The organism is Nocardia sp. NPDC004718 (genome assembly GCF_053601535.1).
The window spans coordinates 1,514-13,713 of the sequence record NZ_JBSGCA010000093.1; the positions used below are offsets into that span (position 1 = coordinate 1,514).

General features: G+C 60.2%; 11 protein-coding genes and 1 pseudogene. 9 read left to right on the forward strand and 3 right to left on the reverse strand.

Annotated elements, in window-relative coordinates:
* Nucleotides 1–443: 443 nt before the first annotated feature.
* The 3 genes from ACWEH3_RS34610 to ACWEH3_RS34620 all read right to left on the reverse strand — a co-directional run bounded on the left by ACWEH3_RS34610 (nt 444) and on the right by ACWEH3_RS34620 (nt 3,071).
* On the reverse strand, nt 444–686 hold the full coding sequence (locus ACWEH3_RS34610) for a hypothetical protein (RefSeq protein ID WP_450025982.1): 243 nt from the start codon (nt 684–686) through the stop codon (nt 444–446).
* Between the two features lie 154 nt (nt 687–840).
* Complete coding sequence (locus tag ACWEH3_RS34615) at nt 841–2,334, reverse strand: NAD(P)/FAD-dependent oxidoreductase (RefSeq protein WP_450025984.1); 1,494 nt, start codon at nt 2,332–2,334, stop codon at nt 841–843.
* A gap of 227 nt (nt 2,335–2,561) precedes the next feature.
* The gene (locus tag ACWEH3_RS34620; protein ID WP_450025986.1) at nt 2,562–3,071 is read right to left on the reverse strand and encodes a transposase; all 510 of its coding nucleotides are present in this window, start codon (nt 3,069–3,071) and stop codon (nt 2,562–2,564) included.
* Nucleotides 3,072–3,660: 589 nt separating this feature from the next.
* Here ACWEH3_RS34620 and ACWEH3_RS34625 point away from each other — a divergent pair.
* From ACWEH3_RS34625 to ACWEH3_RS34665, 9 genes and pseudogenes are all read left to right on the forward strand, one after another.
* Entirely contained in the window at nt 3,661–4,695 is a 1,035-nt protein-coding gene (locus ACWEH3_RS34625) for a terpene synthase family protein (protein WP_450025988.1), read from the forward strand.
* A 1-nt stretch (nt 4,696) separates the two neighbouring features.
* Nucleotides 4,697–5,455, forward strand: a complete 759-nt coding sequence (locus ACWEH3_RS34630; RefSeq protein ID WP_450025990.1) for a squalene/phytoene synthase family protein — start codon at nt 4,697–4,699, stop codon at nt 5,453–5,455.
* Between the two features lie 21 nt (nt 5,456–5,476).
* Nucleotides 5,477–6,520 carry a polyprenyl synthetase family protein gene (locus ACWEH3_RS34635; protein ID WP_450025992.1) on the forward strand — a complete coding sequence of 348 codons (1,044 nt, stop codon included), beginning with the start codon at nt 5,477–5,479 and terminating at the stop codon, nt 6,518–6,520.
* 82 nt (nt 6,521–6,602) lie between these two features.
* Nucleotides 6,603–8,000, forward strand: coding sequence for a cytochrome P450 (locus ACWEH3_RS34640; protein WP_450025994.1), 1,398 nt, complete (start codon nt 6,603–6,605; stop codon nt 7,998–8,000).
* A gap of 115 nt (nt 8,001–8,115) precedes the next feature.
* Entirely contained in the window at nt 8,116–9,162 is a 1,047-nt protein-coding gene (gene ispH, locus ACWEH3_RS34645; protein ID WP_450025996.1) for a 4-hydroxy-3-methylbut-2-enyl diphosphate reductase, read from the forward strand.
* A 149-nt stretch (nt 9,163–9,311) separates the two neighbouring features.
* On the forward strand, nt 9,312–10,040 hold the full coding sequence (locus ACWEH3_RS34650) for a hypothetical protein (protein ID WP_450025998.1): 729 nt from the start codon (nt 9,312–9,314) through the stop codon (nt 10,038–10,040).
* Between the two features lie 494 nt (nt 10,041–10,534).
* Nucleotides 10,535–11,035, forward strand: a complete 501-nt coding sequence (locus ACWEH3_RS34655; protein ID WP_450026000.1) for a phenolic acid decarboxylase — start codon at nt 10,535–10,537, stop codon at nt 11,033–11,035.
* A gap of 328 nt (nt 11,036–11,363) precedes the next feature.
* Nucleotides 11,364–11,718 (forward strand): annotated as a pseudogene (locus ACWEH3_RS34660) (ATP-binding protein); the annotation flags it as partial.
* Nucleotides 11,719–11,732: 14 nt separating this feature from the next.
* Entirely contained in the window at nt 11,733–12,125 is a 393-nt protein-coding gene (locus tag ACWEH3_RS34665) for a hypothetical protein (RefSeq protein WP_450026002.1), read from the forward strand.
* Nucleotides 12,126–12,200 lie beyond the last annotated feature (75 nt).

The following is a 12,200-nucleotide window of genomic DNA, read 5'->3' on the forward strand; positions in this document are numbered from 1 at the left end:
GCACGCAGCCGCCCGTCTGGTCCGCAGACCGATGTGCGGGGCCAGGTTCGCCCCCCCCCCCCCGCCCCGGCGCCCCGCGCCCCGCGCCGGGGGGGGGGAAGACCCATCGACTGACTGACTTGGGGTCTTCGACGCGATATGTCGGCCGGCTGGAAGTGTCTGGACCGGTGCGACACCGAACTGGTACTCGGTGCTCTCGAATACGCGGTGTGGACCCGCGATGTCCGTGACGGGCAGCTGGTCCATCATTCCGACCGTGGCTCGACCGGCGGATTCAATTGGTCGACGCAACGCTTCGCTGTTGGAGCGATCGTAGGTGATGTTCCATCGCTTCGGCCGGGGTGCGCCATCCGAGCGTCATTCTCGGGCGCGTGTTGTGTGCTGACGTCTCCTTTCCCCGCTCCCAGGTCAGTGACTTCACCTCTATCCGCCGGGCGCCGGGCTCACCTGGACGAACTTGTCTGCGCCTGCCCTGAGATGACGGACCTGGTCGGCTCGTCGTCGGTGACGTCTCGATCCTGGCCCGACGCCGCGGCGGCGATCTGGACGGCTGGATGACACAGGTCCGCGAGGCCGGGCTGACCGAACTCGACCCGCTCCTGCGCGGCCACGACCCCGATCACGACGCGGCGGTCGCCGGCCTGACCACGGAATACAGCAACGGCCCGATAGAGGGGCCTGAACACGAAGACGAAACTGATCAGCGACAAATGTATGGCCGGGCCAGCTTCGAGCTACTGCAACACCGGATCCTGCTGGCACGGGCCACCACTGGAAGTGAGCCGAGCCGCAGATCACACACTCCCGGCGTCGGTCGTGGGTCCGACCGACGCGGACTGCTCAGTCGGCGGCGGCGGCTTTTGCGGTGATCGGAGGTCGTACAGGGCGCACTACTGCGGTCTTTTCGTCTTCTGTGCGGGGTGCGGCGGTCAGCCCGAGTGGTGCGGTGGTGATGCGTAGATCACCCATTGTTGTGTCTGCGCCCAGTGGGTCGCGCCAGAGATTCCAGACCGGCGCCATATCGATGGCGCCCATGTACTCTGTGTTGGCTCGCTCGTCGTTGTCCGCGTGGTAGCCGACGGCCTCATCGAGGATGGTCGCGGTGGCGGTGCGGGCTTGGGTGCCGTGCGATTCGTGGACATCGGTGATTCCGGCCATGATCATCGTGAAGGATTGTGCGTGGCTGTCTGTCTCGCGCTCTTCGGTGAGGGTCGCGGCGTGCTCGAAATATTCCTCGGAGCCGATGTAGTCTTTGTACATGCGTGAGACCAGGCTCAGGAACCGTTCATAGGCTCGCCGATATACGTATTCGTGGAACGCCAGCGCTTGGGCTTCGTCCATCTCATCGCGTAGGTAGCTCGCGATGGACGCGGCAGCGGTGAGGCCTCCGAAGGTGGCCAGGTGCACACCGGTGGACAGTAGCGGATCGAGGAACAAAGCGGAGTCACCGACCAGAGCGTAACCTGGGCCGCAGAGGCGGTCGGAAACATATGAGTAGTCCTGCTCTGTGCGTACACCAGAGATTTGTTCTGCCCCGGCGAGTAACTGTTGCATCTCCGGACTCTCACCGATAATGGCGTGATAAAAGGCTTCCGGAGACTTGTGTCTACGAACCCGCTCGGCGGCGACTTTCGTGGAGACCACATAGCCGACGCTGAACTTGCCGCCGGCCAAGGGGATGTGCCAGAACCAGCCGCCCTCCGGAGTGGACACGACGTTGATGGCACCCTCAGGACTATCGGGATGAAGATGAGCACCTCTCCAGTACGACCAGATGCCGAGGTTGCGGAAGCCCTCGTGCATTCGACGCATGTTGAAGTGTTTGGCAAGGATCCCGGCGCGTCCCGATGCGTCGACCAGGAAGTCGCACTCGGTGGTATGGACGGTGTCGTCACCGGCCCGCAGCCACTCCACCCCGGTCGGGCGACCCTGGTCGTTGAAAATGACTTGCTTGACGGTGGCCTGCTCGATGACCCGCGCCCCCTGCTCCGCAGCGTTGTCCAGCAGAATCTTGTCGAATTCGGCACGATCGACCTGCCAAGACCATGCTTCGGCATCGACTAGTTCAGACCAGTTCAGCAGCCAGGCGTCCGTTTTCCACAGGAAGTGGGCACCCCGTTTCACCTGGAAACCGTGCGCAGCGACTTTGTCGTAGGCCCCGGACAAACGCAATGTCGACAACACCGATGCCAGGAGAGATTCGCCGATATGATAACGCGGAAACACTTCTTTCTCCAGCAGGGTGACACGGATCCCAGCTCCCGCGAGAAGAGCCGCGGTGGTCGACCCTGCCGGTCCTCCGCCTATAACCACAACATGAGGGTCGTGCACCATAGCAACTCCTGGGATAGATGTGAGAATTCTGAAGGTTCGTCGTCGGTGGACTGATCGCCTGGCCCGAAGGGCCAAAGTTGCGACGCTGCTGACGGTTCAGAACTGAATGGCCTAGATGGCGCTAGAGCCGGAGAAGAGTGTAGCAACGGACGCGCGATTGCGCGCGGTAGCCCACGGCGCATGCGCCCACAGCCGGGGATGCTCGACGCCCCGCGCCAAACCTTCTCCTAGGGTCCGTCCTCAAAGCCATATGAGCAGGGTGGCCAGGTCGAGCATGCCTCGGTAGGAGATCGCGGTCTTGTGTCGTATCGGGTCGCGATGGCCCGGTACTGCTCGAGGCGGTTGAAGCAGCGTTCGACCACGTTGCGGCGCCGATACGCGGTCGGATCGAAGGTCGGTGGGCGACCTGCAGCACTGCCCCGTCGGCGATGGTCGGCCTGCTGATCGCTGCGTTCGGGAATCGTGGCAGTGAGACCACGCCCCCGAAGGTGCTCGCGGATCACGCGAGTCGAATAGCCCTTGTCGGCCAACACCCGCCGCGGCCGCGTCCATGGCCGACCCCCGAGCCGGACGTGGCATCCGGATACCGGCCAGCGCCTGGGCGGTGGACTTTCTGGTGACTGCGCCTGGAAATCGTGACAGTGATTCCTGCCGTCGTGGATAGTGGCCGATCGCGGGGTAACGCAGCCCGTGCCGCCCGATGCCCACCGCGGCCGTCTCCGCACCAAGCGCGGCATCCCAACCAGCTTCGAAGGCGGACCCCAGCGCCGCGATGCCTGTCGATATGAGTTTGCGCACAAGTGGCCACCCCTAGGCTGGTTAATATTGTTCTATATATCGGTCTATGGTTCCCGCTACCTTTCGGCTAGTCAAGATTGTGAGGGTTCGAATGACTAAGTCCGCTTTGGCCGGAAAGCGGGCGCAGACGTGTTGATTCGCGCGCGCCGAGTTCTGCCTCTTCGAGCAGCGATCCAAATTTTCCCACAGGTCGCGACCGGGTATGAATAAATAAACACAGCCCGTTCCGAAATTGTCGGTATCCGTACCCGGAGTCATTCGACAGGGTCTACCGCGCCCGTGGCGTAACCCCGAAGCCGCCGATGTTCTGGTCTGCTGAGGGGTGCAACTATCACTGATCGGCCACGCGTAGTTATTCGCACGAGCTACGTCAAGGCTTCCAGTAGCGGTAACCAAGATCCCTATGGTAAATCTCCATTGACCCCGCCATTGGATGTTGGGCTCCTACTGGCGACCAACCATTGGCCCGTATATGTCCTAACGATATTCGCATACTTTCTACCGAGATATGGATACTTGGTAACGCTCATGCACTTCGATGCCCTACGGGATTCTGTTCGTCCGCGCGAATCCATCGTGATTCCCGATCTATTCTGCCCTTTCCCCTCCGATGTCCACCCGCACCGGGAGGTGCTGGCTTCGCGGACACGAGCATGGCTGGCCGAATTCGGAATTCTAGCCAGCGACAGGGAAGTCCGGCGATCCGAGCAAGCAAGGTGGGATATGCTTGTGGGATTGATGTATCGGCGCGGCGATGTGGACAGAGTTCAGATTGCTTCGGATATTGTGTGGTGGTATTGCCAGTACGATGAGGCCGGATTCGAGCGGCCCACCGAGCTGGGCGATCCTGCCACTGCTGCCCACAATATGGCCGTAGTCCAGCGCGTCGCAGATGACCCCGGGCAAGAGCTGGATGGCGCGGATGCGTATCAGCTCGCTTGGCAGGACGTGATGGTCCGATTGCGCCAGGTATTGAGTTCATCGCAGATGACCCGATTTCGTCATGGCATCTCACTGCAGGTGTTGGCGAACGCCTGGGAATCAATCTATGTACGCGCTAACGTGGTGCCGTCACTCGCCGACTACTGTACAATTCGTCGCTACAATTCGGGTGCTGGCACATTTTTGGCAGTGCTGTTGGAGATGTGCGGTGGCTATGATTTGACCGAGTCGCGATGGTCGCAGCCCGAGGTTCAGCGCTTGAACGCCCTGGTGGATGACATCTTTGGCTACACGAACGATGTGATGGCGTTCGAGCGTGAGCTGTCGATCCGCTCGATACCGATGAATTTGGTCGCAATTCTGGCGCACCACAACCGATTGTCCGCACAGCAAGCTCTTGACGCCGCCGCCGAACTTCACCGCGATCAAACCCGTCATTATCAGGAGCTGAGCGCTTCTCTACGCCAGAACGCCGATGAGCCATTGCGGTCATATCTCAATGATCTCGACTACTTCGTGGCCGGTGATCAGAAATATTATGAATACAGCCGAAGATACTGTGGCACCGAAGAGTTCGGTGATGACAACCCGGCTACCGTCGAGAATGGATCGGACACGTAATATGGTGATCGCACCCGAGGCGTACGCTATCATTCGTCAGTACAGTGTGACGTGGTATCAGCCCATTATGTCGATGCCCGGTGAACTCGCCGAAGCGACCGCGTGCGCGTATCTGTGCATGCGGGGTGTCGATGAGATCGAAGACCACCCGGACCTGGATAGTATTGCCAAAGCGCGGATGCTGCGTGCTATAGCCTCCCGATGGGAGGAAACACCGAGCCGGTTGAGTTTCGATGATGCATTCCGAGAATATTCCTCGATACTACCGGAAGTCAGTTTAAGGCTGTCGGAGTGGAGCACGCTTGCCCCTTCCAGCATCGCACCTAGAATCATCGATACGTTCTCGGTAATGGCCGCCCGCATGGCCGACTGGGCCGAAGGTGGTTTCCGCATAGCTACAGCGACGGATTTGAGCCGCTACACCTACGCCGTCGGCAGCACGCTCACCTTGCTTCTGAGCGACCTGTGGGCGTGGTACGACGGCACGTCGACAAACCGGACGCACGCCGTTGCCTACGGCAGAGCTCTTCAAATCGTGAACATAATTTGTGATAAAGATACGGACCGGCAGCGCGAGGTCGTATTCTGGCCAGACGGATGGGATCTCGACCAGATGCTCACTTATCTCGACCCGGCACTGACAGGCGCCGACCAATATGTCTCAGCGTTACGGGATGGGCCAGCTCGAGAATTCTGTATCACGCCTCTGGCAACCGCTCGGCGGGCAGTCGAGAAAATGATCGCAGCGGTGGATTCGTAAGACTGGTGAAATGTGCGAGACATGCGGTCGGATATATTGAACACCTTTGCATCGGAAGTATGTGCAGACGGCGTCCAAATGTTGGAGCGGACGCGCGCTCAGATTGAACCTTTATTGCGAGAGGCGGTTGCATCTCTTCCCGAGCCGCTATGTCTCATGGCGGGCTATCATTTCGGATGGTGGGATGCTACAGGTGGTCCCGTGGCAGGAGCGTCTGGGAAGTCTTTACGAGCAGCTCTGCTGATAGCGGCAGCAAATGCTTTCGGTGGTGCGGGGGTCAGCGCATTACGTGCCGCAGTTGCCATCGAACTGGTCCACAACTTCAGTTTAGTCCACGATGACATCATCGACGGGGATTCCACTCGGCGGGGGCGGCCCAGTGCGTGGGCAGTGTGGGGTGTCAACGAAGCGGTTCTGTTGGGTAATGCTCTGCATGCCCTGGCAATTCGCGAGCTTGCAGCAGCACTGCCCATATCGGCGGCAGCCGCCGCGACCGAGCGGCTGGAGACTGCGGTCCTGCAGATGTGCGCTGGTCAGCATCAGGACTGCGCGTTCGAGACTCATCCGGGGATCCACATTGACGACTACATACAAATGGCGAGAGGCAAGACCGGTGCGCTGATCGGGTGCGCCTGTGCTGTCGGAGCACTATGCGCCGGCGCCGATGCACACATGGTGTCAGTGATGGACTCCTTCGGTCGTGACCTGGGACTGGCATTTCAATTCACCGATGACGTCATCGGCATTTGGGGTGATCCGCAGGTGACCGGCAAGCCGGTCGGCAGCGATCTGGCGCGCCGCAAGCAGACCTTGCCTGTCATCAAGGTGCTCACATCGGGAACCGATGCCGCGAACAAACTCCGGGCCCTCTACGAATCCAAAGTTGTCCTGACCCCTGCCGAGGTGGATCAAGCTCGCGGATTGCTCGACTTGACCGATACTAGGTCTTGGACCGAGCAATGTGCCAGTCAGCGCGCCCGCGCGGCGATCCGGGCGCTGCCCGATCGGTGGGCAACCAGCGACTTGCTGACGCTTGCGCGAAGCGCAGTGTGCAGAGACCGATGAGTAGGCATGAGACTGTCCTTCATCCCATCACCGTCGTATGGACACCCGCAATTGCGGCGACTGCTGCTGACAGGAACAAACCATGAGCGTATCTAATTCCATTCCCGCCGCACCCGGTGCTTTGCCGTTCCTCGGACATCTTGTTCCTCTACTGCGTGACCCTCTCGCATTTTTGCAAGCGTTGCCGGAAAGTGGCGATCTTGTGCGGATCAGGCTCGGCCTTAGCGAGGTGCTGGTCGTCTGCGACCCGATGATGAGCCATCAGGTTTTGCGTAACGACCGAATCTTCGACAAGGGCGGCCCCCTTGTCGATCGGCTTCGTGTGCTGTTCGGCGAGGGCCTTGGCATCGTGTCCCATGATGGCCACCGGCCCAGGCGGCGTCTGCTGCAACCGGCGTTCCACTCCGCGCGGCTTCCGTCTTACGCACCTGTCATGACGGCACAAATCACAGAGGTCACGGATGCATGGCGCACGGGTCAACTCATCGACGTCCTGCGGCAGATGCAAACCATCACGTCGAGAACGCTGCTGGCGACCATGTTCTCCGACACCTATCTTTCTGGCTCGACAACCGAGCGGTTACTCGAAGATCTGGAAACCTTCCTACGCGGCACCTACCGCCGAATGGTCATGCCGCAGCTGCTCGGTCGGCTGCCCACGATGGAGGCTCGTCGTTACCGCCGAGCTCACGCCCGTCTGCTTTCCGCCATGGCCAGCATCGTCGCTGACCGCCGGGCCAGCGCCTCCGCCCACACCGATCTGTTATCCCGAATAATGGAAGCTTACGACACGGGAACTAGCGACGCGCTCGGTGAAGACGAAATCACCCACGAGGTAATCAATTTCTTCGGCGCCGGAACCGAGTCACCTGCCGCCACGATCGCCTGGGCTTTGAGCCTGCTCGGTCAACATCCCGACATCGAGCGCCGCCTGCACACCGAAGTAGACACAGTGCTTCAGGGTAGAACCCCCGCCTACGCCGACCTTCCACAACTGGAGCTCGCAGGTGCGATCATCACCGAAACACTACGCATTCGGCCACCGGTTTGGCTCCTCACCCGTGTGGCGACCGCCGACACCCGCCTCGGCCCCCACCTTGTGCCCGCCGGATCCAACATCGCGGTCAGCCCGTACATGATGCACCACCGCCCCGACCTCTACTCGGACCCCGAGATCTTCGACCCCGACCGATGGCAACGTGACGCTCCACCGGCGCCCGGTGCCCTGATCCCCTTCGGCAGCGGCGCCCGCAAATGCATCGGCGACGATTACGGCATCGCCGAAACAACACTCATCCTCGCTACAATCGTCTCGCGCTGGCGACTGACTCATCTTCCTGGACGCCAACCGCGCGCCGCTGTCGCCACCACGCTGCGACCACACAAGCTGACCATGCGTGCCGCCGCCCGCTCCGCAAACGCCCAACCTTCTGGCAACAGCTCCAACGATATCCGGACGGACGCGGAGGTATCCCCATGAATATGCATAGAAAGTACCAGCATTCGGCAACGACCCTGACGCATCACCATTGGATAGGTGACCTGAACAGTCCGCAGGGTCGCGCCATCCGAAATCATCGAGCGAGCAAGCCGTCATGACCGCCAAACCACACGCGAAGGTCCTGACGGACACGGATCTCAGGAAGCCTACGACGATACTGCTGGCATCACCACGGTCGTTCTGTGCGGGCGTGCAACGAGCCATCGAAACCGTCGAACGCCTCCTGGACCATCAAGACGGTCCGGTTTTCGTACGCAAACAAATCGTACACAATGTCCATGTGGTGGCCGATCTGCAAGCTCGTGGTGCGGTGTTCGTCGAGGAGATCGACCAGATCCCGAATCCACCTCCCGAAGGTGCCGTACTCGTATTCTCCGCACACGGCGTATCACCCGCAGTGCGAGCCGAAGCCGCGGGACGTGGTCTATCGGTCGTCGATGCCACCTGCCCACTCGTGGCGAAAGTTCACGCCGAAACAGCTCGTTTCGCCGCTCGCGGCGAAACCGTCATACTGATCGGGCATGCCGGGCACGAGGAAACCGAAGGCACACTCGGTGTTGCGCCATCCGCGACCACCCTGATCCAATCAGTAGAGGAAGTCGCCACCCTGGACCTGCCCGCTGACGCTGCGGTGTCATACGTTACACAGACGACGCTGGCCACCGATGAGACGGCCGAAATAATCACCGCTCTGCACGCTCGCTTTCCGACGCTGAACGGACCTGGATCAGACGATATCTGCTACGCCGCTACCAACCGACAGAACGCAGTACGCGCAATCATCGACGACTGTGATGTGCTGCTGGTCGTCGGCTCACACAACTCCTCCAACTCTCGGCGCCTGGTCGAGGTGGCTCACCGCAACAACACGCCCGGTTACCTGATCGACGGCCCTGAAGACATCGATCCCACCTGGCTGCACACAGCCACCACCATCGGCGTCACCGCCGGCGCGTCAGCCCCACCCGAGCAGGTACAACGCGTCATCGAGGCGTTGATCTCCCGCGGCCCAACCCAGATCCGCGAACATGTCACAACCACCGAAAGCATTCAGTTCACGCTACCCACACAACTAAAAGCAGGCAACTTCGACCCACGCGCTGATCGCAACAATTCATCGACTCAACAAGATCCACGGTAGATGCAAAAAAAAGAAACCTATTCTATAAATTGCAGCTTCGAGTTCGTTTTCGAGGCGTGAAGAGCGCGATACGAAGAATATCGGCACGCCGAATCAAATCTAGTCACATAGTTGGGTAAATCCATAACGCGGTCGAGGTAGATCCACCCATGGCCTTCAGCAGCAGGCTCGCACTACAACTTAAATACATCCTCTCACTGGTAGCCGATATTTTTAATGTTCGAATTGCCGAATCAAAGGGTAGATATTGTACGTCTACAGGATTGCTTGCGGGATCTTCCATCTATCCTGAGATCAGGACGCGAAGCAACCTGCCCATGGTTGCACGGATGTTGCTGCATGGCGACGGTTCCACCACCCTTCTTCTGCGGCAGATCACCGGATCGAAGATCTTCGCAGATGTGCTGCCATCGCGTATCGTCGATGCTCGGGAAGCAAAGATATTTCGCGGAGTTCTCCAGGGTTCGGAAGAGTCGGCGCTCAAGGTGCGGCACACAAGATTACGAGCCGCGGCAGGCGAAATTGTCAGCGAAAACTTCATCACCTACCGAGAAAGGGATGAATCTCTGCTGATTCCACCACCAGGGATGCCATTCGGCATCCATACCCGCCAGCTGGGCATCTTCGAACGAAGGCGAATCCTGCTTATCGGCGTGACGTGTAAGCCTTTCGGCTATTTTCCCGCCGCCGCCCCAGCGCGAATATATGAAATAGAGTTTTCAAACCATTCAACTGTACTGGTGCATGAAGTGTTCAACCCTGCCGTGATCAGAACACGAGACGTAAAACTTCGAAGGCCTGAGCCCAACGCTACCGCGAGACCGCCCCGAACATTAAACGCAAGCACTTCACTGTGCTACATGGAATACCGTTCGTGACGGCGGGCGGGCTGCGGGTGGCGTAAATTAGCTGCCCGCGGAGCGGCGCAAGCCTCACCGTACGTAAGGCAACCGATCTGATGAAATTAACCGATGTGTATCGCCCAGATTTAAAAATGTCGTCGCAATCCCTCACGCGCAATAGTGTTTCACCATGCGCGAGCGTCCGGTCCGGTGTATCCGGCTTCGCGCGATCTCCGGACATGCTCTTGTCCAGTTCGGCACCGTTCGCCCGATGTATCGCCTGTGATCGATGGGCTCCCATCGCAGCGTGCGACCCGTTTGCCGGTTGTGGATGCCGGTCACCGGGAAGCCTCAACGAATGACGACTCCGCAGGATTTTCGGCCCCCCACACACAATCCCTACGGCGGTTGCCCAGCATGTGCCAACCGTCGATAAGAGTGCCATGATAATCGCGATCATTGTTCGCAGTGCCAGCTCGAAAGGAGGCAGGGGAACGGCCACCGTCAGGGCGACCGCACCCCACCGCCCCATGTTGAACTCCATCGTAGGAAACCACCTTCGTCTCTTCCTCTCCAACGGATGGGTATTCGAACCGTGGTTCACCGGACCAGATTTCATCGAATACCAACTAATCGCAGGCCCACATGCAGGGCGCCACGCTATCCAATACCCCACTTTCCGACAATTGGCACCCGGAGTAGAGTTCCTAGGTTGGTACGAAGAAACCGGCACTGTGGTGACCCTGACCTGGTTCCTGGAGAGCAGGACCGTGAAACGATTCGCTGCGGTGCCGAAGTGGCTCCACGACGGCGACATGGCCGTGAGCGCTGGGAAGAACTGGCATCGCGAGTTCCTCGATACGATGCAGGCGCTCGCCGCGACCGGTCCGGACATGCCAAGGCATATCTACTCCGATCGCGGCTACTTCGAGATCCTCGAACCCGAAAAGCTCGCGGAACACGAGCACCAGGGGTTCGGATGCGAACGAGCCGAGGCGAAGAAGATAGCCCAGCAGCACCGCGGGTTCTGATCGACGAGGAAAACATCATCCTCAACCAGCGGCGATGTCAGCTACACCGATCTTGACAAGGCGTACGCTAAAGCAATCGCCGTCGGCAATCCGTCGTATCGGACGAGCAAGGGCATCCTGGAAGCCGACCCGCTGCGGCCGTCGAACGGCGACGCAGGGCTTCGGCGTTCCTGCACGGTCCTTCGCGGCCATCCGGCAACGTGGGCCCTGCCAACCTGAACAGCATCGCGGCCGTCCGGGCGACGATGAACGCCGAGACGGACACCGCCGCATCGCCTCCCGATCAGGACGGCCATGGTGACGTAGAACAGGGCGAGGGGGTGTCGGCATGATCGTCGATGTCGCGCTCGAACAAGCATTGCGGCAGCTGAAGCTGTCCGGGATGCTGCAAACTCTCGAATCGAGGCTGGCTCAGGCTCGCGCCGGGGGTCTCGGTCATATCGAGTTCCTGCAGGTGCTGTGTCACGACGAGATCGCCCGCCATGATTCCCAGTCGATCGCTCGGCGGATCCGTCGCGCCCAATTCGAACAGCAACACAGCCTTGAAGAATTCGACTACGCGGCCAGCCCGAAGCTGCCTGCGGCCCAGATCCGAGACCTGGCCGCGTTGCGGTGGCTGGCGCCCGGGGGAGTCGGCGATCCTTTATGGGCCGGTCGGGATCGGAAAAACCCACGTATCACAGGGTTAGGGAATCCGGTGAAGATCGCGTCGATGGTCGATGAACCCACCCGCGAGCCGCTGCTGCATCTGGTGGAACATTCCATCACCGGCGAGAAACTCGTCGCCGAACTCGCCCGGGTGTTCGTCACCCGGGGTGTCCCGAAGGTGCTGCGGTGCGACAACGACCCAGAAATGATATCCACAGCGCTGCAACGCTTTGCGCCAACAGGATCGGGATTACCTACATTCCGCCCGGCACGTATCCGGGAGCGGCGGGCCCAGAGCCGTTTCGAACGCCTGCGGCACGAGATCCTGCTTCGGAACTCCTGGCGATCCACCGCTTGCTTGCAGCAACGAATGCGCCGCGTTCGACGCGGCTGGCACCGTTTCGTGCGGTGTACGTCGCGAACTAGTGCCTCGTCCAAGTAGGTTGCCTCGGTAACCGGGTGTCGGGTTGATCGTGGACCTGTTGCCGGTGATGCTGCCGGTGGAGGTGGTGCCGGT

What these genes read in the sequence shown, in the direction of transcription:
- ACWEH3_RS34640 (WP_450025994.1), top strand. Translation starts at nt 6,603, where the DNA reads ATGAGCGTATCTAATTCCATTCCCGCCGCACCCGGTGCTTTGCCGTTC.
- ACWEH3_RS34630 (WP_450025990.1), top strand. Translation starts at nt 4,697, where the DNA reads ATGGTGATCGCACCCGAGGCGTACGCTATCATTCGTCAGTACAGTGTG.
- ACWEH3_RS34635 (WP_450025992.1), top strand. Translation starts at nt 5,477, where the DNA reads ATGCGGTCGGATATATTGAACACCTTTGCATCGGAAGTATGTGCAGAC.
- ispH (WP_450025996.1), top strand. Translation starts at nt 8,116, where the DNA reads ATGACCGCCAAACCACACGCGAAGGTCCTGACGGACACGGATCTCAGG.
- ACWEH3_RS34620 (WP_450025986.1), bottom strand. Translation starts at nt 3,071, where the DNA reads ATGCCGCGCTTGGTGCGGAGACGGCCGCGGTGGGCATCGGGCGGCACG.
- ACWEH3_RS34650 (WP_450025998.1), top strand. Translation starts at nt 9,312, where the DNA reads ATGGCCTTCAGCAGCAGGCTCGCACTACAACTTAAATACATCCTCTCA.
- ACWEH3_RS34615 (WP_450025984.1), bottom strand. Translation starts at nt 2,334, where the DNA reads ATGGTGCACGACCCTCATGTTGTGGTTATAGGCGGAGGACCGGCAGGG.
- ACWEH3_RS34625 (WP_450025988.1), top strand. Translation starts at nt 3,661, where the DNA reads ATGCACTTCGATGCCCTACGGGATTCTGTTCGTCCGCGCGAATCCATC.
- ACWEH3_RS34655 (WP_450026000.1), top strand. Translation starts at nt 10,535, where the DNA reads ATGTTGAACTCCATCGTAGGAAACCACCTTCGTCTCTTCCTCTCCAAC.